This window comes from Enterovibrio norvegicus DSM 15893, from assembly GCF_900115495.1.
GTDB lineage: Bacteria > Pseudomonadota > Gammaproteobacteria > Enterobacterales > Vibrionaceae > Enterovibrio > Enterovibrio norvegicus.
In genome coordinates, this window is the sequence record NZ_FOWR01000019.1 from 25294 (window position 1) to 46567 (window position 21274).

The 21274-nt window shown below is 50.4% G+C and carries 21 protein-coding genes; 8 read left to right on the forward strand and 13 right to left on the reverse strand.

Annotated elements, in window-relative coordinates; all coding sequences use genetic code 11:
• Positions 1 to 364: 364 nt before the first annotated feature.
• The 4 genes from BM082_RS13290 to hemC are packed head-to-tail and all read right to left on the reverse strand — an operon-like array spanning position 365 to position 4470.
• Positions 365 to 1558, reverse strand: coding sequence for a heme biosynthesis HemY N-terminal domain-containing protein (locus BM082_RS13290; RefSeq protein ID WP_074927268.1), 1194 nt, complete (start codon positions 1556 to 1558; stop codon positions 365 to 367).
• Positions 1555 to 2781 (reverse strand): uroporphyrinogen-III C-methyltransferase, encoded by a 1227-nt coding sequence (locus BM082_RS13295; protein ID WP_074927271.1) that lies wholly within the window; start codon positions 2779 to 2781, stop codon positions 1555 to 1557. Before BM082_RS13295 ends, BM082_RS13290 begins: the two co-directional genes overlap by 4 nt.
• A complete protein-coding gene (locus BM082_RS13300; protein WP_017011880.1) occupies positions 2765 to 3538 on the reverse strand; it encodes a uroporphyrinogen-III synthase in 774 nt (257 codons plus the stop codon). Before BM082_RS13300 ends, BM082_RS13295 begins: the two co-directional genes overlap by 17 nt.
• Positions 3535 to 4470: a hydroxymethylbilane synthase gene (gene hemC / locus BM082_RS13305; protein ID WP_017011881.1), complete on the reverse strand. Its 936-nt coding sequence runs from the start codon at positions 4468 to 4470 to the stop codon at positions 3535 to 3537. Before hemC ends, BM082_RS13300 begins: the two co-directional genes overlap by 4 nt.
• 389 nt (positions 4471 to 4859) lie before the next feature.
• Between hemC and BM082_RS13310 the strand changes: the two genes are divergently transcribed.
• Entirely contained in the window at positions 4860 to 7412 is a 2553-nt protein-coding gene (locus BM082_RS13310; RefSeq protein ID WP_479684307.1) for a class I adenylate cyclase, read from the forward strand.
• A 97-nt stretch (positions 7413 to 7509) separates the two neighbouring features.
• Here the strand turns inward: BM082_RS13310 and cyaY are convergent, their stop codons facing one another.
• A complete protein-coding gene (gene cyaY, locus BM082_RS13315; protein WP_017011883.1) occupies positions 7510 to 7821 on the reverse strand; it encodes an iron donor protein CyaY in 312 nt (103 codons plus the stop codon).
• A gap of 74 nt (positions 7822 to 7895) precedes the next feature.
• Between cyaY and lptM the strand changes: the two genes are divergently transcribed.
• Genes lptM through yigB form a run of 6 tightly spaced genes read left to right on the forward strand, consistent with a single transcriptional unit; the run spans position 7896 to position 12507 of the window.
• Positions 7896 to 8066, forward strand: coding sequence for an LPS translocon maturation chaperone LptM (gene lptM, locus BM082_RS13320; RefSeq protein WP_074927276.1), 171 nt, complete (start codon positions 7896 to 7898; stop codon positions 8064 to 8066).
• Between the two features lie 26 nt (positions 8067 to 8092).
• Positions 8093 to 9346, forward strand: coding sequence for a diaminopimelate decarboxylase (gene lysA, locus BM082_RS13325; RefSeq protein ID WP_074927279.1), 1254 nt, complete (start codon positions 8093 to 8095; stop codon positions 9344 to 9346).
• A gap of 9 nt (positions 9347 to 9355) precedes the next feature.
• Positions 9356 to 10186, forward strand: coding sequence for a diaminopimelate epimerase (gene dapF / locus BM082_RS13330; protein WP_017011886.1), 831 nt, complete (start codon positions 9356 to 9358; stop codon positions 10184 to 10186).
• The gene (locus BM082_RS13335; RefSeq protein ID WP_017011887.1) at positions 10183 to 10851 is read left to right on the forward strand and encodes a DUF484 family protein; all 669 of its coding nucleotides are present in this window, start codon (positions 10183 to 10185) and stop codon (positions 10849 to 10851) included. The genes dapF and BM082_RS13335 overlap by 4 nt, the downstream gene beginning before the upstream one ends.
• Positions 10851 to 11765: a tyrosine recombinase XerC gene (gene xerC / locus BM082_RS13340; RefSeq protein ID WP_074927282.1), complete on the forward strand. Its 915-nt coding sequence runs from the start codon at positions 10851 to 10853 to the stop codon at positions 11763 to 11765. The genes BM082_RS13335 and xerC overlap by 1 nt, the downstream gene beginning before the upstream one ends.
• A gap of 10 nt (positions 11766 to 11775) precedes the next feature.
• A complete protein-coding gene (gene yigB, locus BM082_RS13345; protein ID WP_074927284.1) occupies positions 11776 to 12507 on the forward strand; it encodes a 5-amino-6-(5-phospho-D-ribitylamino)uracil phosphatase YigB in 732 nt (243 codons plus the stop codon).
• A gap of 88 nt (positions 12508 to 12595) precedes the next feature.
• Here the strand turns inward: yigB and BM082_RS13350 are convergent, their stop codons facing one another.
• From BM082_RS13350 to BM082_RS13370, 5 genes are all read right to left on the reverse strand, one after another.
• Positions 12596 to 13033 (reverse strand): DoxX family protein, encoded by a 438-nt coding sequence (locus BM082_RS13350; protein WP_074927287.1) that lies wholly within the window; start codon positions 13031 to 13033, stop codon positions 12596 to 12598.
• 66 nt (positions 13034 to 13099) lie between these two features.
• The gene (locus BM082_RS13355; RefSeq protein ID WP_074927289.1) at positions 13100 to 13858 is read right to left on the reverse strand and encodes an HvfC/BufC N-terminal domain-containing protein; all 759 of its coding nucleotides are present in this window, start codon (positions 13856 to 13858) and stop codon (positions 13100 to 13102) included.
• Positions 13855 to 14709, reverse strand: coding sequence for an MNIO family bufferin maturase (gene bufB / locus BM082_RS13360; protein WP_017016300.1), 855 nt, complete (start codon positions 14707 to 14709; stop codon positions 13855 to 13857). The genes BM082_RS13355 and bufB overlap by 4 nt, the downstream gene beginning before the upstream one ends.
• A gap of 24 nt (positions 14710 to 14733) precedes the next feature.
• Positions 14734 to 14994 carry a BufA1 family periplasmic bufferin-type metallophore gene (locus tag BM082_RS13365; protein WP_017011961.1) on the reverse strand — a complete coding sequence of 87 codons (261 nt, stop codon included), beginning with the start codon at positions 14992 to 14994 and terminating at the stop codon, positions 14734 to 14736.
• Positions 14995 to 15073: 79 nt separating this feature from the next.
• Positions 15074 to 15295, reverse strand: coding sequence for a hypothetical protein (locus tag BM082_RS13370; protein WP_017016299.1), 222 nt, complete (start codon positions 15293 to 15295; stop codon positions 15074 to 15076).
• Positions 15296 to 15387: 92 nt separating this feature from the next.
• On the opposite strand from BM082_RS13370, the gene uvrD reads away from it, so the two are divergent.
• Complete coding sequence (gene uvrD, locus BM082_RS13375; protein ID WP_017011963.1) at positions 15388 to 17565, forward strand: DNA helicase II; 2178 nt, start codon at positions 15388 to 15390, stop codon at positions 17563 to 17565.
• Between the two features lie 120 nt (positions 17566 to 17685).
• On the opposite strand, the gene BM082_RS13380 is transcribed toward uvrD, so the two are convergent.
• The 3 genes from BM082_RS13380 to rarD form a co-directional block, all read right to left on the reverse strand.
• Entirely contained in the window at positions 17686 to 18183 is a 498-nt protein-coding gene (locus BM082_RS13380) for a DUF2780 domain-containing protein (protein WP_017011964.1), read from the reverse strand.
• A 30-nt stretch (positions 18184 to 18213) separates the two neighbouring features.
• Positions 18214 to 19986: a gamma-glutamyltransferase gene (ggt, locus tag BM082_RS13385; RefSeq protein WP_074927292.1), complete on the reverse strand. Its 1773-nt coding sequence runs from the start codon at positions 19984 to 19986 to the stop codon at positions 18214 to 18216.
• A gap of 194 nt (positions 19987 to 20180) precedes the next feature.
• Positions 20181 to 21092, reverse strand: a complete 912-nt coding sequence (rarD, locus tag BM082_RS13390; RefSeq protein WP_074927295.1) for an EamA family transporter RarD — start codon at positions 21090 to 21092, stop codon at positions 20181 to 20183.
• Positions 21093 to 21274 lie beyond the last annotated feature (182 nt).

Consider the following 21274-nt stretch of genomic DNA (forward strand, 5'->3'; position numbering starts at 1 on the left):
ACGCCCCCGAGTCGGAGGCGTTAGAAGGGCGTGGGGTTTACTCCATGCCTTTGACCATCAGTACCGTTAGCAGACCGGTAACTACCGATACCAACAGGCCTGAGATGATCATCCAAGGTAACATATCCATGATCAGTTGAGCTCACTTTACAAATTTTAGCGTTATAGTTTTTGTTACCGCTCTATTTGATACCAGTTACCTTGCCTTAACAATACGCTGTAAATAGCCCTTAATCATTATTAACGACTCGAAACACATGGGGTTGTTAATCGGTCTATTTGCTAAATTTGTGAATAAAAAAACGCCCGTTTGGGCGTTTTGTGTATCTGTGATTTTTCGCCTGCTTTAGGCGATTTGCAGATGCTACGACGAAGACGTTGGAGGCAATGCGAGCTTCAACGCTTCACGTGAAACGCTGTTGGCAATGCCTGATTCGTTGAGCTTCTCCAACGTATCAACCAGCCATGCATAGTCGGTCACGTCAGGACGAGCTTCCAGCGCGCGCTCAAAGTGCTGTCTTGCCTCAGCCCATTTTCCTTCTCGGAAATACAATTGTCCCAATGCACTGTTGGTCACTGGGTTGTTTTCGTTGTAACGCAGCAACTCTTGAAGTTTTAAGATCACTGGGTGGTAATCAGGCAGCGTAAGCTCAGGAATCAAGCTGATCAGCGACTCGTCAGGCTGCTTCTTCAGGTTTTCACGTAAAATTACATAAGCTTCTGAATCCGAACGGCGAGCAATCAACTGTTTCACCAAACACGCAATCAATGACGTTTGCTGACGTGCCGCGCGTGACAAACTGTTCCAGTGTGCCAGTAAGCCATCGCTGCCTTTCTGGGTCGCGATGTAAGCCATCAGACCACATTCCGCCTTTATCTCAAGCTTATGGACTTCTTCATCAGAGAGCGCTTTAACGCGCTTCAGAGACGGCAATAAGCGAATGAGAGCCTGCCAATCTTGCAGTTGTAGATAGGTATCTTTTAGCAGTGTCAGCAAAATCGCATTGCGCGGGTGTGCATCAATCAAACCTTGCAGACTGGCGAGTGCCTCTTCGTACTGCCCTTGGCGGTATTGAAGCTTGGCGCGTGTCAGAGACGTCGCCAAATTGTCGGAGCCAAAATCCGCCGCTTTTTGTAGGTAGCGGTCACGGCTTTCGACATCACCACGCCCTTGTGCGGCTTCCGCAGCGGCAAGGCAGTTCAACAAAGGAGCATCGCTATGTGAAGCGCCTTTGACGACCAATTTCTCCGCTTGCTTCCAATCGCCTTCCAGCAATTTCATTAAGCCATCGTTGGTCAGCTTGCGTGCTTTCTTGTTCTTACGACCGGAGAACCAACCGCGGGTTGAACTCGAAATCGAAAGCAGTTTGCGCACAAGAAACTCGAGAATGAAAAAAGCAGCAAACGCGGCGATGACCAAAATGATCAAGGTGGTTAAGCTCATTTCAATGGTCTGGTTGGCCGCGGAGATCAGTACATAACCTTGGTTGCCCGCAAGATCGGGCCCCACGATTAAGCCAGCAATCAGCGCAATGACCAGTAAAAGGATTTTGATCATTGGGTGCTCTCCTCTGTTGGGAGTGCCTCAGCTTCCGCCGGCAGTGGCGACAAATCACGACGCAAGCGCTCAGACAGTGCTTCGCTGATCAAATCTTGGCTGTGCAGCACTTCCGGGTAATTCACGGAAATGGTTTGCTCACTCAAGTGTGTCAGGGTGGTGATGAAAGCTTCTGTCGATTTCGCGTCTTGGTTATAGAAACGCTCTGCCCATGCTTTTGCTGTGCTCAATGATTCTGCGTACAAACGACCATTTTCGCGATAAACCGCCGTGATGGCTTGGTCTAGCTTCGCTTTGAGGTTTTCTTGTAAGTAGAAAGTTTGAGCCGGTGTCAGCAGCGGGACCACATCGCCTTCGCGTTTGCGGTACGTGATGAATTTACCCACAAAGTCATTCATCGACGCTTTCAGGTTTTGTTCCCAATCACTGACGTCTGAAGAGACCTTCTCCGGTGCAACCTCTTCGGCTTGCGGCATGATGGCGTTTGCCAGTGGCAACGTATCAACTTCTTGCTGAAGGCTGTTCAAACGAAGAACCAGACCGTCTCGGTCAATACGCTTGAGTGCTTTCAATTGCATGATGTCTTTTGCCATGGCTTGGCGAATAGGTGTCATTGAAGGGTCGTTGAGTTCGGCAATACGCTGGTCAGCATTTTCCATCAAGGTGGTTGCTGTTAGCACATCATGCACCAACCAAAGCTGACGACCCGCTTGGTTTACCAGGTATTCCGCCTCAGCAAGCAGCCAATCGTTCGGGCGACGACCTTTCATGTCGGCCAATGCAGATTGTAGGCTGACGATGGTTTTGTCTTGTTGCTTGATAAGCACTTGCGTGTTTTGCGCTGCGCTTGCCAATGCTGCCTGGTTTTGTTTCTCGCTATCAGACAATGCGCTTTTCAGTGCATCGACTTGGGATGCCAGCGCCGATATGTCAGCATTGTATTGCTGTGACTGCTGGTGGCCGTGATAGTAAAGGCCTGCACCTAGCGCAATCACCAAAATAATGGCAACAGCCGCTAACTTGTTTCCGCCACGTTTTTGTTCTTTGGCAGGCTTTGCTTCAGGCGGCGTTGATGCCGTTTTCTTCTCAGCATTTGAAGGCTTGCTGTTAGAGGGTTGAGAGCTGGCAACAGTGTTTGACGAACTAGGCGTCTCCTTGCCTGAAGAGGATGCTGGCGCCGACGTGTTTTTATCCGTGCCTGATGTTTTATTCTTGTCTGTCATCCGAATGTCCCGAGTTGTTCATCTCGTGTAATACGTGAAACAGTGTGCGGTTGGCGGCACTGTATACACAGCTAATCGTGGAAAAACCAAGGCCAATTGCTTGATTGTAAATCCGTTTGCTAGGCACCAGTATATGGCATTCTTTTAGCCATTGCTGGTCACACTCTGAGATTGTCTGACACAAAAGTGAGAGTTGCTCACCACTGGTCACCACAATGGTGTCGACATATTCACGACGCCACTGTTCTGTAAGTGATGATAAGTGCTCACTCTCCCAGTGTCGTTGATATGCTTCAAAATAGTGGATGTGCGCGCCTTGCGCGTGAAGGGTTTCCCCTAACAATGCGCGGCCACCATTCCCCCGTAGAATAAGAACTGACAGTGTGCTGGGCGCAGAAAATACAGGCAGGGCTAACATGCCTTCGCTGTCTTCGGTTTGGGGAAGGTAAGCCTCAATGGCGCTATGTTCTTTCCATGTAACCGCGGTTTTTTCACCCACTGCGACATAATGTAAATCGTGTCGCCAAGGCTGATGTTGCTCACGAAGGTGGCGATGCGCATAGTCGACCGCGCGAGGGCTTACCGCGACCACCACGCTGTTGGAAGGCAATGCCGCCAATGTGTCGCTGAGGGTGTGCAGATCTTTTCCGTCAGAAAAAGACAATAAAGGCGCGGGCAGCGCCTTTATTCCTGCTTGGTTAAGGCTATCAGCCAGCTCGTGACACGCAGGAGCTGGGCGAACAACCAATACCGTCATATTTCGTCCTGATACAACTTTTCAAGAATAGGGCGTGCGCCGTCTTCAAGCAGTTGTTCCGCCAGACCTGTTCCCAACTCTTCTGCTTTTTCTAGTGGGCCCGTCACTTCGCCGCGAATGATTTGGCTACCATCAGGCTCGCCGACAAGCGCACGAAGGAAAATCTGATCGCCTTGAATCACTGAATAGCTGCCGATCGGCACCTGACAACCACCTTGTAGGCGATTGTTCATGGCGCGTTCGCACAGCACGCGGAACGTGGTGTTCGCATCAGCCAAAGGCTCTAACAGCGTGCGAACACGTTCGTCATCAAGACGACACTCGATGCCCACAGCGCCTTGACCGACGGCAGGAAGAATTTCTTCTGGTTCGATTTCAGCACGAATACGGTCGTGAAGGTTCAAACGTTTTAGGCCTGCGGCGGCCAAAATGATCGCGTCATACTCACCTTTATCCAGTTTGCCTAAACGCGTGCCGACGTTACCGCGCAAATCCTTCACCACTAAATCTGGGCGCATTTCGCGAACCTGACATTGGCGACGAAGACTTGATGTGCCCACAATTGCGCCTTTTGGCAGATCGGCAAAGCCATTGTATTTGTTAGAGACAAACGCATCTCGCGGGTCTTCACGCTCACAAATCGTGACAAGGCCAAGGCCTTCTGGGAACTCAACAGGCACGTCTTTCATGGAATGCACGGCGATATCCGCACGCCCATCTAACATGGCTTGTTCAAGCTCTTTCACGAATAACCCTTTCCCACCAACTTTTGCCAGTGGCGTATCAAGAATAATGTCACCTTTGGTCACCATAGGAACAAGTTCAACCACCAAACCTGGGTGAGTGGATTCGAGGGCTGCTTTTACATATTCAGCCTGCCAAAGAGCCAGCGGGCTTTGTCGTGTCGCGATGCGGATCGGTGTTGAGTTCATGTTGGCTTCCATTTGTTTCTATTACGCTAATCGTATCATCGCTTCATCGTCCTTGATAACGGAAGGTGATGGTGAAGGTTAAAACGTGCGAAGTGTGGCAGGATGGGCTAGTCTTGTGTGACGAGGATCTATTTTTTAGGGCTGATTCAGAAGGCGAAATAGAACGCGGTTCACCTTCCTTTGAAGCTATTATGAGATAGCGTGTTGTCTCTCTCACAGTTTTGCTCATATAGTGAACGAAGTGATGGGAAAACAAGAAACCATTGCTCGCTTTACGCTCCAGCTAAAAACTGTTAGATTGATCACGTTTTTGTCCATGGGTGTCGATGTCTTCTTTATTCTCGACCCCGCTACGTTGACTCGGATGTCGGCAACTTTGGATGTTTATCTTGCAAAACTATGTTGATCAGCAAATAGAGCGCCTCGATGCTTTCAACCAAGTAAGGTTGGAACGTGCTCGAAGCGCTATGCACTCACAGGCCATTAACGTGTTTAACGTTTTGCCTGTCTTGCTGCACTTTAACCATCCAGCCATTCCGGGCTATTTGGAACGTAGCGTCGTCCACGGAATTTCTAGTTTTACCCTTTCTGATTTGCAGCGCGATTTCGTGAATGACTGTGCACTTGCCGTCGACAGCGCGATCCCTGACAAACCCCTTTCTGACGAATTCCCAATCAAAGGTCTTTTCTCCATGGGCAGCACTGCCTCGATGGGACAAAGCCTGTCGAGCGATCTCGATATTTGGGTGTGTGTTCAGCAATGGGTTAGCGAAGATCAGCGCGCCATGCTCGACAGCAAATGTTCGATGATTTCAGATTGGGCGATGGCACAAGGCGTCGAAGTGAACTTCTTCGTGATGTGCGAACAGCGTTTCCGCAAAAACCTTGCCCAAGCCATGACCTCCGATAACTGTGGGTCAAGCCAGCATTACCTTCTTCTTGATGAATTCTACCGCTCTGCGCTGCACCTCGCAGGTCAACAACTGCTGTGGTATCTCGTGCCGCCAGAAATGGAAGATTGTTACGAAGAGTATGTGGGCGAGATGATCGCAAGCGGCGCAATTTGCCGCGATGATTGGGTCGATTTTGGTGGACTGCCGTCGATCCCTGCTGAAGAATATTTCGGCTCAAGCCTTTGGCAGCTATACAAGAGTATCGACTCTCCTTATAAGTCGGTGCTGAAAGCTATCCTACTCGAAGCATACTCATGGGAATACCCAGGCACGCAGCTTCTGAGCGTGGACGGCAAACGCCGTTTTTATTCTGGCATGTTAGATGTTTACCAATCTGACGCGTATTACTTGATGCTGGAAAAAGTGACGCGTTACCTTGAGCGTATTGACGACCACCGCCGTCTGGATTTGGTGCGTCGTTGCTTCTACCTCAAAACCCACGAAAAATTGACCCGCGAGCCGGGACCAGGTTCCGTGCCATGGCGCCGTGAAGTGCTGTGTGTATTGACCCGTGAGTGGGGGTGGAGCCAAGACGACGTTGCGCGTTTAGATAACCGCCGCAATTGGAAAGTGGAAGAAGTTAAAGAGGCGCACAACGAGCTGCTTGAAGCGCTGATGTTGAGCTACCGCAACTTGATTCGCTTCGCACGTCGTAATGACATTACTTCGGCAATCAGCCCAGAAGACATCAGTATTCTGGCACGTAAGCTGTATGCCGCGTTCGAAGTGCTGCCAGGCAAAGTGACCTTGCTGAACCCGCAATTGTCGCCAGATTTGCACGAGCCGAACCTGACCTTGATTCAAGTGCCAGAAGGCCGTAGTAACCCGCCGGGGTGGTACCTCTACAAGCAATCGCTCAAGCCTGTCGACATCATCGGCCGTTCGCCCCTTGAACATAACCGTTATTTGTCGAAGTTAGTCGCATGGGCGTATTTCAATGGCATGTTGACCGAATCGACGTGTTTGCACTCCGTGGCGCGCAACAGCAATGTGGACATTGATAAGCTTTATCAATTAGTGAGTGACATGCGAAACACCTTCTCGGTGCGCCGTCCTCAGCCTTCATTGCAGGCGTTGTCTAGCCCGTGTGAAATTCGCAAACTGGCGTTGTTTATCAACCTTGAGCAAGACCCAACGTCTGAGCTCAAGCAGCCTGCTGTGCGTTTCGATTTTAAAAACACCGATATTTTCAGCTATGGACCTGAGCAAGAGTGCTTGGTCGGCAGCGTTGACTTGGTTTACCGCAACAGTTGGAACGAAGTGCGAACCCTTAACTTTAAGGGTGCGAACGCCATGCTGGATGTGTTGAAAACCTTGTTGGGTAAAATGCACCAAGACGCCATTCCACCCGAGTCGGTCGATGTGTTCTGCTATGCCGGTAAGATGCGTGGTTTGATCCGAAACTTGGTGTACCAACTGGTGGCAGAGTGTATTGATATGCGCTTGAAGCCGGTTGATCAGGAAAAACGCCGTCGCTTTAAAGCGATTCGAGTGGCAGACCAAACGTTCGGCCTGTTCTTCGAGCGTCGTGGCGTGTCTGTGCAGAAACTCGAAAACTCTGTCGATTTCTACCGCTCTATCTCGACCAACAAAATCAATGGTTCGCCAGTGGTGGTGCTTGATAAAGACGGTGAAGTGCATCCGCCCGAAGTGGTTGATGCGTACGCGAGTGAAGGGCTTATCCAATTCTTCTTCGAAGATTGCGAGCAAGGCTTCAATATTTACGTGCTAGATGAAAACAACCGCGTCGAAGTGTACCGCCAGTTTAGCGGTGATAAAGATGAAATGGTGCAGGGCGTAAACCGTTTCTACACGTCGTCACAAGACAAGGTGTCGTTTACAGGCCAGGCGGTTAACTTCAACCTGCCACAGTTCTACGACATTATTCATCATGCTGATGGCCGTGCTCAGGTTATTCCATACAAGAGTGGTCCTTGGCAGCGTAGCGCCGAAGCGAACGCAGAAACGTCGCAATACGCGTCGCGTTAAACCCCTCTCTGATTTCTTTTGCCGCCAAACGTGCGGCAAAAAATGCTGATAGCGATGTCCCGCTATCAGCATCTCTTCAAAAGCCGATCTATGCGTCTTACCAATTCACGTCTTCGCCAGCATGCTTGCTGCACTCTTGCTTGACCATGTCCATGAATTCAACGCCTGACTTGCTGCAAATCCACTTTCCGTCTTTGTAAGCGAAATGGAATCCACCTGAGCGGGACGCCAACCAAATCTCTGACATCGGTTCTTGACGGTTGATAATGATCTGGCTGCGGTCTTCAAAATCGATGGTGAGCACGTTCCCAGACGTCTCATAATCGATATCCGCACCACTCTCGTCGATGCCTTCTTCGATGGTCATCCATTCTGCATCAACCAGTTCGTGGTATTGGGTTGTGTTCATTGCATTCCGTCCTATTGCTTTTCAGTGTGTTGATGCGATTATAGAGGGCATTAACTTTTGGATCACTGGCATTAATGATGCGAACTACCCTGAAACTCTTTGTGCTGGCAGCCGTCACCGTGTTGTCAGCCTGTGGTCAGCAAGGCCCACTTTACTTTCCAGCAGATGCACCCGCGCAAAATTCTGCGCCAGCAACTTCGGATACCACTCAGGATACACAGCCTCAGGCCGCCAGTCAGCCATAACCCAATCTGGACAGGGAAGGACAACGTTGGACTATTTTAACTATCAGAATGACGGACAACTGTGGGCAGAAGATTTGCCGCTTGCGCAGTTGGCTGACACATACGGCACTCCACTTTACGTTTATTCACGTGCGACGCTTGAGCGTCACTGGCATGCGTTTGACAGTGCTGTAGGCGATCACCCGCATCTGATTTGTTATGCCGTGAAGGCAAACAGCAATTTAGGTGTATTGAATGTACTGGCGCGTTTAGGTTCAGGCTTCGACATTGTGTCGCTGGGTGAACTTGAGCGTGTATTGGCCGCAGGTGGCGATCCGGCAAAAGTCGTGTTCTCTGGTGTGGGCAAAAAAGCAGATGAAATGGCACGCGCACTGTCGCTTGGCATCAAGTGCTTTAATGTGGAATCAGAAGCTGAACTGGACCGTCTCAACCACGTCGCTGGCGAGTTGGGCAAAGTGGCGCCGGTTAGCCTTCGCATTAACCCAGATGTTGATGCGAAAACCCACCCGTACATTTCGACAGGCCTGAAAGAAAACAAATTCGGTATCGCCTTTGACCGCGCACGTGAGGTGTATAATTACGCCAACAGCCTGCCAAACCTCAATGTGCATGGCATCGATTGCCACATCGGCTCTCAATTGACCAACCTTGCACCGTTTATTGAATCGACCGATCGCTTGTTGTCTTTGATTGACCAATTGGGTCAAGACGGCATTGAAATCTCGCACCTTGATGTGGGCGGCGGCTTGGGCGTGACCTACCACGACGAGAAGCCACCAGAGCCATCTGATTACGCCAAAGCCTTGCTTGACCGTTTATCAAATCACCAAGGCATTGAGCTGGTGTTTGAACCGGGTCGTGCGATTGCGGCTAACGCGGGCGTGTTGCTGACGCGTGTCGAGTTCCTTAAGCACAACGAAGAAAAGAATTTTGCCATCATTGATGCGGCGATGAATGATTTACTTCGTCCTGCGCTATACCAAGCGTGGCAAGACATTGTGCCTGTAGCACCGCGTGCGGGCGAGCCGAAAACCTATGATCTGGTTGGCCCAATCTGTGAAACGGGCGATTACCTCGGTAAAGACCGTGCATTGAATATTGAGCCGGGCGATTTGTTGGCGGTACGTTCATCTGGTGCATACGGGTTTGTGATGTCATCGAACTACAACTCTCGTGCACGCGCGGCTGAAATCATGGTCGATGGTAACACTGCCCATGTAGTGCGTAAGCGTGAAGTGCTTGAGTCACTGTGGGAATTAGAGCAAGTATTGCCTGAGTAAAGGATCCGGATGCAGATACAATTTTCGAAAATGCATGGGCTTGGCAACGACTTTATGGTCGTTGACTGCGTGACGCAAAATGCATATTTCTCCCCGGATATGATCCGTCGATTGGCGGACAGAAACACCGGTGTGGGCTTCGACCAACTTTTGGTTGTTGAGCCTCCGTACGATCCGGAAAGTGACTTTCACTACCGGATCTTTAATGCGGACAGCAATGAAGTAGAGCAGTGTGGCAACGGTGCCCGCTGTTTTGCGCGCTTTGTGCGAATGAAGGGCCTCACCAACAAGCATCAAATCAATGTCAGCACCAAATCTGGCAAGATGGTGCTGAAAATTGACAGTGACGATGCGGTGACGGCCAACATGGGTGAACCGATTTGGTCACCTGCGAAAATTCCGTTTCGCGCAAATGCGGAAGAAAAAACCTATATTTTACGTGTAGACGATAAAACTTTGTTTGTTGGCGCTGTCAGCATGGGCAATCCTCACTGTGTGACGGTTGTTGATGATGTTGATACCGCTGACGTGGAAACCCTTGGCCCGTTGGTTGAATCGCACGAGCGATTCCCTGAGCGTGTGAATGCGGGATTCATGCAAGTGGTCTCGCGTAACGAAATCCGACTTCGCGTGTATGAACGCGGTGCGGGCGAAACCCAAGCATGTGGAAGCGGCGCGTGTGCAGCCGTGGCTGTTGGTATCACTCAAGGTTTGTTGGATGAATCTGTCACCGTGCATTTGCCGGGGGGTTCATTACACATTCGTTGGCGTGGGCTCGGTCATCCGCTGTTTATGTCGGGTCCTGCTTCTCATGTATATGATGGACAAATAACCGTATGACGGAGCTTTCCAAGCTCGAAGGGCCATTGGCACAAGCACTTACCGAAGATGCCGTGGCCAGCTTTTTGAAAGATAACCCTGATTTTTTCCAGCGTCAGCCTCAGTTGCTGACACAATTGCGTATCCCTCACACTGAGCGTGGTGCGGTGTCTTTGGTCGAAATCCAACTGGGTCGTTTGCGCGAGCGTGTTGGCGAGTTAGAAGAAGACATCACACAGCTAATGAGCATTGCGGCGGGCAATGAAAACTTGTTCCGTGCATTTTCTCATGCCCATAAAGCCTTGTTTGCTGCTGACAGTGAAAGTGGTATTCACCAAGCACTGCGCGAACTTGCAACATCGTTGAACCTGACGGTCACCTTGCGCCTTTACGATGGCGACAAAGGGTTGAACCGTCAGGGGGTCGATGCGGTAAAAGCGGCACATTTTTGTGGTCAGCGCATTTACCTCGGTCGATTACGTAAGAATGACGGCGAGTACTTCGTTCATGCAGCACCAGAGTTAGGTTCGTACGCGCTGGTTCCTGTGTACAAAGGAAAGGAGTTGGGCTTTTTATCGTTTGCCAGCAAAGACGGCGGACATTTCCAACCGAGCATGGATACCTTGTTCGTGGAACAAATCGCCGAGCATATCGCCATTCTTCTTTCCAAGTGGCAGGCGGCTTAATGAGCTTGCCAGCCACGCTGGAAAACCCCCTCGTCCGTTTCTTTGACTACATGATCCGCGAGCGCGGTTTAAGTCGTCATACTGAATCTAATTACCGTCAGCAATTGCAGGCGTGTGCCGAGTTTTTGGTTCGCTCCGAAGTGACCCATTGGCAGGATGTGGATTCGGCGTGGGTGCGCCAAATTGCCAGCCAAGCCAAGCGCGACAAGCTCAAACCCGGCAGCATTGCCCTTCGGCTGTCTGCGCTGCGTAGCTTCTTTGATTTCATGGTGAGAGATGGCGCAATGGGTGCAAACCCTGCGAAAGGTGTTGCTGCACCCAAGCAAGGCCGAACCTTACCTAAAAACCTCGATGTGGATGAAATTGACCAGTTATTGTCGGTTAATGACGATGACACGTTGTCGATCCGCGATCGCGCCATGATGGAATTGATGTACGGTGCAGGTCTGCGTTTGTCGGAACTGATCGGACTGAACCTTCGTGATGTGGCGGTGCGCAAAGGGGATATACGCGTGATCGGTAAGGGCGATAAAGAACGCGTCGTGCCGTTTACAGGTAAAGCGCAAGAGTGGTTGGTTAACTGGTTAAAAGTGCGTAACCAATTGCTTAAAGGGCCGGAAGAGGCCTTGTTTATTTCCAAACTTGGAAACCGTATTTCGCCACGCAGCGTACAAAAACGTATGGCGGAGTGGGGACAGAAACAAGCGGTTAGCAGCCACATTAATCCCCACAAGCTTCGACACAGTTTTGCCACGCACATGCTGGAATCATCCGGTGACTTGCGTGCGGTGCAAGAGTTGCTTGGGCACGCCGACTTGTCGACAACCCAAGTGTACACCCACCTCGATTTTCAGCACTTGGCGAAGGTATATGATGCCGCGCACCCAAGGGCTCGAAAGCGTAAAGGGGAGTGATGTCTAAATCATGAAGTTCTATCGACGCTGGCAACCTGTGAACGCATTGACGTTTGATCTTGATGACACGCTTTACGATAACCGTGTGGTCATCGTGCGCGCTGAACAGTTGTTGCTCGATTGGTTGGAAGACCGCTGTGAAGCCATGGCGGCTTTTGATTGGTCACAATGGCAAGTGATGCGCCAACGAGTGATTGATGAGAATCCGTCATTGATTGGGTTTGTCACGGAAATACGCCGCGCACAGATCGTGCTGGCAGCCACTCTATGTGGTTTGCATGCACCGGAAGCGCGCCTGCTGGCTGATGACGCAGTGGCATTTTTCTTGTTTGAGCGCAGCAACTTCACTGTGCCTGATGAGGCGTTAGAAACCTTGTCTTTGCTTGCGTCTCGTTACCCGCTGGTGGCGATCACCAATGGCAATGTAGACAGCGATAAGCTTGGTTTAACGCCGTATTTTAAACAGGTGCTGAGAGCTGGGCCTGATGGTGCGGCTAAGCCTGACGGCACGTTGTTTGTCAAAGCCCAACAAGCGTTGGCCATGCCCGCCTCTGACATTCTTCATGTGGGCGACCATTTGAAATCGGATGTGCGTGGAGCGGTGTTGGCAGGTTTTAAAGCGTGCTGGTTCAATGACACGCGCCAACCTTTGACGCAGCAGCGTCGTGCGTCACTCTTACCTGATGTGGAAATTTCTCACCTCAGTCAGCTTCTGACGCTGACAGGGTGTGTAGAGTCTTAGGGCGGGCAATATTTTTTGCCCCATATTTGTTCGTCCAAACAATAAAAAAAGCGCCTAGGCGCTTTTTTTGTCTCTCTTGCTGACGTTACTAGCCACGCCGTTTAAGAAAGTTATCAACGGCTGCCAAGCCTGGGCCAAGGATAACGGTCGCCAGCAGCATGATGCCCCACATTTGGTGATCGTAGAACCCTTTCTCCCACAGTGCTGGGTATGACACAACCGCGACGATGTTGAACACAAACAGTGCAAGCGCAGCAGGGCGCGTCAACAAACCCAATACCAAAAACACGGGAAGGATCAATTCAGCCGCGGTGCCAAGGTAAGCCGCAAGCTCCCAAGGTAGCACGGGCACTTGGTACTCATATTCAAACAAGTACAAGGTGCTGTCCCAACTGGCGATCTTTGTTTGGCCTGCGCGGAAAAACACCCACGCCACCCAAAGGCGACTTATAAGCAACAGTACTGGAACCAAAGGCTTTAGCGCGGATTCCATCAGGCTATCAATTTTATTTAATACAGCAATCATCTGCTATTTCCTTTTCATTCTCAGTCATCAAATAACGTGCTGTGCCAAGCTAAATCAGTGCGTAGGCTAAAGTTGGTCAGCAATATCAAAGTGTTCAAACACACCACGCTGAACCGCGGGTGCGATGTGTTTAAGCAGTTCTGGGTCAATGCCACCTAAGGTGCTTTCATTGCTCGCCACGATCAGTGAGGCTTCCTCTGCATCAATGGCTTGCAACTGAATGCCTTGCTCGTTCATCAACAAAAGCACGGTTTCACTTTCTGATAAATCGAGGGCTTGCAGTGCATTCCCATCATTGTTTGTCACTGCGTGCCAAATGCTGGCAGCCGGAAAGCGGCTTTGAAGCAGTCGCACAGACGGCGCGACAGTCAGCTTCAGCGCATCAAAGTCTTCGGGAGCAACCTGCGCGAGGGCGTCCAAAGGGAAATCCGTGGCGCAAGATGCGTGTTTGTTCACCGCTTGTATTAACCACTCTAACGTCGCGATGTCGGCCAGGTAGGGCACGGCATCAATGATGTTAGGAATGGCATTAATGGTGGCGTCAAAACCATCGCCATATTGGTCGGCACGCGCATCAAGCATGGGCGTATTCAATACATGGTGTCGCGCCAAAGCATTGAAGCAGTCTTCACCGACAAGAGCGTGTACCACGGGATACACGACTTCAAGGTACTCCGATAGCGTCATCACGAAGTTATTGCGATACACCTGGAGCAGTGCATCGGGCTCCGCGACGCCTTCGTCAACGGGCAGCGCGTAGGGCTGGTAATGCAGCGCTTGGCTGAACTGCTGTTGCAACGAGGCCAATGACGGTGAGTCACTCATGACGCCTCCTTACGCACCATTGAAGCGACGGCTTTAACAATGCGGTCGGCTTTCGCCGCTTCTGCCAATAACACTTCTGGCGCAGGGATATCTCTGTCCCACTCAATCAAGGTGTGTCTTGGACCATGTTGGGATATCCATTGTTCATAGAGCGCCCAAACAGGCTCAGAGACAGGCTGGCTGTGTGTATCAATCCAAATCTCGCCTTCTGGCAAGGGATTGACAGTAAAGCCTGCCAAGTGAATTTCTTTCACGCTGTTAGGGTCAATAACATCGAGGTAGTGCTGCGCGTCAAAGCCATGGTTAAAGGCACTGACGTGAATATTGTTTAGGTCGAGCAGTAAGCCACACCCCGTTCGACGAGAGACTTCGGTGAGAAAATCCCATTCCGACAAGGTCGAATGACTGAAGCTCAAATAACTGGATGGGTTTTCAACCAAGATTTGACGATTTAAGTAGTCCTGCGTTTTGTCGACATTGGTGCAAAACACATCGAGGGCTTCTTCGGTATAAGGCAGGGGCAACAGGTCATTGAAGTATTCCCCGTTAACCGAACTCCAACTTAAATGCTCTGACACAAATAGTGGGTCAATGGCATCAATCAAATGCTTGAGCTGTTGAAGGTGTTGAACATTAATGGGGTCAGTCGACCCAAGTGACAACCCAACGCCATGGCAACTGATGGGGTATCGGCGCTGCAAAGAATGCAGCGCCTGAAACGCATCGGAATCAGGTTGGAAAAAATTCTCACTGTGTACTTCTAACCATCCAATATCCGGGGATTCTTGTTCGAAGTAGTCGTGGTGTGGATGACGTAACCCAACACCGACCCAAGGAGATATTTTTTCCATACCTTTTCTTCCGTAATTGTCAGCTTATGATGAGGTGCTTGAGCTACCTGACAAACGATCACATAGGCCTTTTGGTACAACGATGAATGCATCAGATTGTGCGTCTTTAGTAGAGGTACCTGCACATGAGCTGGTGTTTGTTGCACAGTCATTTTTACCGGCTTTGGCTACGCCATAGCACTTCTCTTTTTCTGCAGCGTGAACCGCGGTGGTGGTCAGGGTAGTTGCACCCACAGCAAGTAAACCGGTAACAGCAGCAGCAACAGCAAGATTGGTCTTTTTCATGTTTAATCCTCACTCTTAGGACTCAGCAGTCCTCAAGATTATCAATCGGTTGTGGTAGGGCGGGTCTTCAATAACGCGCTCAATTAAAAAGATAGGCTGTGAGGACAAAAACTTTCGCATTGGCGTCCATTTTTTCGCCATTAACGCACCGTTTCGTGGTTTTTTTAAGCAAAATATTTTTTAAGCTCATGATATATAGTCTTAAAACATCATGTGGTAAAAAAGAAAAAATATTCACAAACATGATGCTTTTTCGGTAATCACCTGGGTGAAGATGATGAATGAGAGGGGTGGTTTCCATTTTGAGCTCAGAAAATCGGCGTGAAGCGAGCAACGCACGCCACTTTGGGTATATAATCCTCAACCAGTGTATAAATAACCAGTGAATGAACGATGGACGTATCCCACCTCATAGATGGTCTCAACGATAAACAACGCGAAGCCGTGGCTGCGCCGCTTGGCAACTACTTGGTGCTGGCGGGAGCGGGAAGTGGTAAAACCCGTGTGCTTGTTCATCGTATCGCTTGGTTAATGCAAGTGGAGCAGTCATCGCCTTTTTCTGTGTTGGCGGTAACCTTCACCAATAAGGCGGCGGCAGAAATGCGTGGTCGTATCGAACAACTGATGCATGGTACGGCGTCAGGACTTTGGTGCGGGACCTTCCACGGTTTGTGTCACCGCATTCTGCGCGCGCATCATCTGGATGCGAGCTTGCCGCAGGATTTCCAAATTCTCGATTCAGATGACCAACAGCGTTTGCTGCGTCGTTTGATCAAAGCGCAAAACTTGGATGAGAAACACTGGCCAGCGCGTCAGGCGTCTTGGTACATCAATGCCAAAAAAGACGAAGGGCTGCGCCCACAACACATTGACGCGCAATTCGATCCGGTAGAGAAAACCTGGCTACGCGTTTACAGCGCATACCAAGAAGCGTGCGATCGTGCAGGCTTGGTTGATTTCGCTGAACTCCTGTTGCGTTGTCATGAATTGCTGCGCGATAAAGCCCATATTCGCGAGCACTACCAAGCGCGCTTTAAGCACATCTTGGTGGACGAATTCCAAGATACCAACAACATCCAATACGCATGGCTTCGCATGATGGCGGGCACACAAGCCAGCGTTACGATCGTGGGCGATGATGATCAGTCTATCTACGGCTGGCGCGGTGCGAAAATTGAAAACATTCAACGTTTCTTGGATGATTTCACTGCCGCGAAAACCATTCGTCTTGAGCAGAACTACCGTTCAACGGGTAACATTCTAAAAGCTTCTAACCACTTGATTGAAAACAATGCCGAACGCATGGGCAAGAGCCTGTGGACGGATGGCAAAGAAGGTGAGTTGATTTCGGTTTACAGCGCGTTTAATGAATTGGATGAAGCGCGTTTTGTTGTCGGAAAAATCAAAGCGTGGCATGACGATGGGGGCGCCCTGAATGATTGCGCCATGTTGTACCGAAATAACGCCCAATCCCGTGTGCTGGAAGAAGCCTTGATTCAAGCGGGCTTGCCTTACCGTATTTATGGCGGCATGCGATTCTTCGAGCGCCAAGAGATCAAAGATGCGTTGGCTTACCTGCGTTTGATGGCGAACCGTTTTGATGATGCTGCCTTTGAACGCGTAGTGAATACCCCCACCCGTGGTTTGGGCGATCGCACCTTAGAAACCATTCGTCTGGCAGCGCGTGATCGCGGCGCGACAATGTGGGAAGCCAGTACACAACTTCTGGAAGAGCAAGTGCTGGCAGGCCGTGCAGCGAACTCACTGCGTCGTTTTATCGAACTGGTGAACGCACTGGAAGACGATACCCGTGAAATGGCCCTGTTCCAACAAACGGATTACGTCACCAAACACTCTGGCCTTCGTGCGATGTACGAAGCGGAAAAGGGTGAGAAAGCCCAAGCACGTATTGATAACTTGGAAGAGCTGGTGACGGCCACCCGCCAATACGAAGTGCCTGAAGAGGTACAGGAAACCATGTCGCCATTGTCGGCGTTTTTGTCTCATGCGGCGCTGGAAGCTGGTGAAGGCCAAGCCGATGAGTTTGAAGATGCGGTGCAATTAATGACGCTGCACAGCGCCAAAGGTCTCGAATTCCCATTGGTCTTCATGGTGGGTGTGGAAGAGGGCATGTTCCCAAGCCAAATGTCGTCAGAAGAAGCTGGGCGTTTGGAAGAAGAACGCCGCCTTTGTTATGTCGGCATGACCCGTGCGATGAAAAAGCTCTTCATTACTTACGCAGAAATGCGCCGTGTTTACGGCAAAGACATGTTCCATAAAGCATCTCGCTTTATTCGTGAATTACCGGAAGAGTGCTTAGAAGAAGTGCGGATGCGCGCGAAAGTGACGCGCCCTGCAGCGTCTAGCGGTCGTTTCTCGCAAACGCAGACCCAATCAAACTTCAACCAAACGGGCTTTGCACTTGGACAACGTGTACAGCACCCTAAATTTGGCGAAGGCACCATCATTAACTTTGAAGGCAGTGGCGGTCAAAGCCGTGTGCAAGTGGCCTTTAATGGCGAAGGCATTAAGTGGCTGGTGACGCAATATGCCAAGCTTGAAGCTTTGTAAACAAGGTTTGAATGACTGAACAGCGACAATAAAAAAGGGTGGTCATGATGACCACCCTTTTTGCGTTTTACTGCGTCTTCCGTTGAAAGACAACGTTTATCGCAGAGAGAGCAGAAGCGATTATGCTGCTTGACCCCAAAGGCTAGACAAGTCGCTAAGCAGAGATTCGCTCGCGCCTTCGTTACCCAAGAACTTCAAGATCATTGGTGCATACTCTTGCACCATGGCAGGGTCGAGACCCAAAGCAGTAAAGACTTTGTTTACTGACTCCATGTTGTTGAGCATGCTGCCGAGGTCGCCAGGGATGGCGCCTGTCAGCGAATCCAAGCCTGGAACCATTTTGGTCAGCTCGCTCGCTTGGTCTGTGCCCAGTTCCTGATAAGCCATCGCAAGAAGTGCACCGGCACCGCCTGCTGCTTGCTCGTCATTCACTTTCAAGCCTTCAGCAATCTGTGACGTTAGCGGGTTGTCTGCCGCTTCTTTGCTTACACCGGTCAGTAGATTGCTTGCTTCTTTTGTCGCTTCACCCACCAAACCGTCTAGGCTCAGTGCATGTGCTGGCAACGCGGCCATCGTTAATACGGCTGAAAGTGCCATCACATTTAGTTTACGTAACATTGTGCTCCTCCTGAAGGGCGTTATTTCTGGCTACTGCGCCGTTACCAATCCTTCGCGCCTTGGGTCGGCTCCGCCTTCCAAAGTGCCACTATCGATAACAATACCGTGTATACCAGAGGTTAAGTCACGAATATTTACTTCAAAACCCATCTCTTCAAGGGCAGGTTTGAAGCTTTCAGCATCGGTACCCGCTTCTACATCATAGGTGCCAAAACGGTTAACCAAATGCGGGAGGTCGATGGCTGACTGTACATCCAATCCCCAGTCTAGGTGTGCAACCAATGTTTTCGCCACATAACCGATGATACGGCTACCACCCGGCGAACCAACGGCCATGTAGGGTTTGCCATCGCGCATAACGATAGTCGGTGCCATCGACGAGCGTGGACGTTTACCCGGCTCGACTCGGTTGGCGATAGGCATGCCATCTTTGTGGGTTGCGAAAGAGAAGTCGGTCAGCTCGTTATTGAGTAAGAAGCCGCGTGTCATCAAGCGCGAGCCAAACCCATTTTCGATGGTGGTGGTAATCGACACAACGTTGCCTTCTTTATCCACGATAGAAAAGTGGCTGGTGGAAGGCAGCTCAATGGATTGGTCATCGGCCCACTCTGGCGCGACTCTAGCGTGAGTAAATACAGGTTTGCCCGGTGCTGCATTGTCTAATGCTGCATCACCGCTAATCAGATCTGCGCGTGTTTTGAGGTACTCAGGTGATAACAAGCCCTCAGTTGGCACTGGCACAAAGTCGCTGTCTGCGATGTAACGACCACGGTCAGCAAAGGCGAGACGAGAGGCATCGCCAATCAAACGCCAGCTTTCGGGGTTGTCTTTGCCCAAGGTTTTCATTGGGTAGTTGCTTAAAATACCGAGGATTTGGCCAACGGTAATACCGCCAGACGTTGGTGGGCCCATGCCACAGATTTTGTATTGGTGATAAGGCGCACACACTGGATTGCGCTCAATCACGCGGTAATTCGCGAGATCTTTCTTACTCAAAATACCTGGATTGCCCGCGGCATTTTGCACCGTGGCAACGATGTCATCGGCGATGTCACCTTCATAGAAGTTGTCGATATCTTCCGCGACCAATTTCAGCGTATTCGCATACTCTTGGTTCACTAAACGATCGCCAACGTTGAGTGGGTTGCCGGTGTCATCAAAGAAATAGCGGTAAGTGCTTGGGTAGCGGCGCAGTCTGTCTGCATCGCCTTCAATCAAAGCAGCAAGACGGGGGGACACTTCAAAGCCGCTCTCCGCCAATGCGATCGCTGGTGCGAGCACTTTACGCCAAGACAGATTGCCAAGCTTGGCGTGGGTGTCATGCATTAAACGCATGGTACCTGGTGTACCCACGGACAAACCACCCACGACAGCATCGTAGAATTTCAGCGGTTGACCATTGTCATCGAGGAACAGGCTTGGTGTGGCATCCAATGGCGCGGTTTCACGTCCATCATAAGTGGTCAGCGCTTGTTTTTGTTCATCCCAAAACACCAACAAGGCACCGCCACCGATCCCTGAGCTTTGTGGCTCAACCAATCCAAGGACAGTTTGTACCGCGACCATGGCATCAATGGCGTTACCGCCTGCAAGCAGTATTTGTTCGCCTGCCTTACTGGCATGAGGGTTGGCAGAGGCCACCATCCATTGTTCACCTTTCACGCTTTTACGCATGACACTGCCAGTGGCAAGTTCGGGGGCGATAGCATCCGTTGCTTGTCCTTCGCTGGTTGCGTTGGCGGTGCCGCCGAAGGCAAAACTCAGCAAGAGCGCGGAGAGTGAGAGATAGGGGAGTTTTTTCATTGGAATTCCTTTTGCCACCTGAACTGTTGGTCTTTCAGTATAGTTCGCCATCGCTAGGGTTATGTGTCGGAAATTCGAGGCAAAAGGGAAATTTATTGAGACGTTACGGAAAGATAGAGACGGAGGGCTGTGAAAGAAAAACGGCACATTAAGTGCCGTCTTGAACATGACGTACGAATGAACACGGTATCGCGTTAAGGCTGCGCTTTCTTTTCGTGTCGTTGTTTTCGCTGCTGCTTCACCGCATCAAATGTAAAGACCACCAGTGCTGTCCAAATGAAGATGAAGGTCGTCGCTTTGTCAGCGGTAAACGGTTCGTTGTACAAACCGATCGCCAACAAGAACATAATGCTAGGGCCGATGTATTGGAAAAAGCCTAGCGTCGACAAACGTAATTTAGTGGCTGCGCCGTTAAAACAAAGCAGGGGTAGCGTCGTGACGACACCCGCCGCGATCAGTAAGACATTCATGCCGATACTGTTATTGAGCAAGTTGGATGTCGTGCTTTCTGCAATGAAAAAAAGGTAAATGATTGAGGCGGGTAACAATACCAAGGTTTCAATGAAAAGCCCGGTCGCTGCATCCACATTGATTTTCTTACGCAGCAATCCGTAAACGCCGAAGCTGCTCGCGAGCACCAACGCGACCCAAGGCAGCGAGCCAAAGGTGACCAACTGAATCCCCACTCCAGAAGCCGCCAAAGCAACAGCAAACCACTGTAGTTTTCGAAAGCGTTCGCCGAGAAACACCATACCCAGCACGACATTCAACAATGGGTTGATGTAATACCCTAAACTGGCGTCGAGCATGCGGTTACTGCCAACGGCCCAAATAAATATGAGCCAGTTACTGGCAATGACAATGGCCGTGATCGCGAGCAATGCCATGCGTTTTTTGTCTTTAAATAACAGACGAACACGCGCAAAGCTGCTGCTCATATAAACAATGGCGGCTAAAAAGAAAAACGACCAGAGTATTCGATGCATGACGACTTCAAGAGCAGGAACGTCAGTCAGCGATTTAAAGTAAATGGGGGCAATCCCCCACATGGTATACGCGCCAAGGGCGAGTAAAACGCCACGGCGGGTTTGTTGCGCATCATTCACTGCGGTATCTCGTGTTATTTTCCTTCCATGGTTAAAGCGACTGCCTGTGCGGCAAATGGAAGGGCGGTTTAAAGAATAAATGTCGAAATATGACGAAATAAGCAGCGAAATATAAGGATGAAGTGGCATTGTCACTGCCGAACGGCTGAGCAATGGCATTGAATGCAAATTGTTTTGCTGCT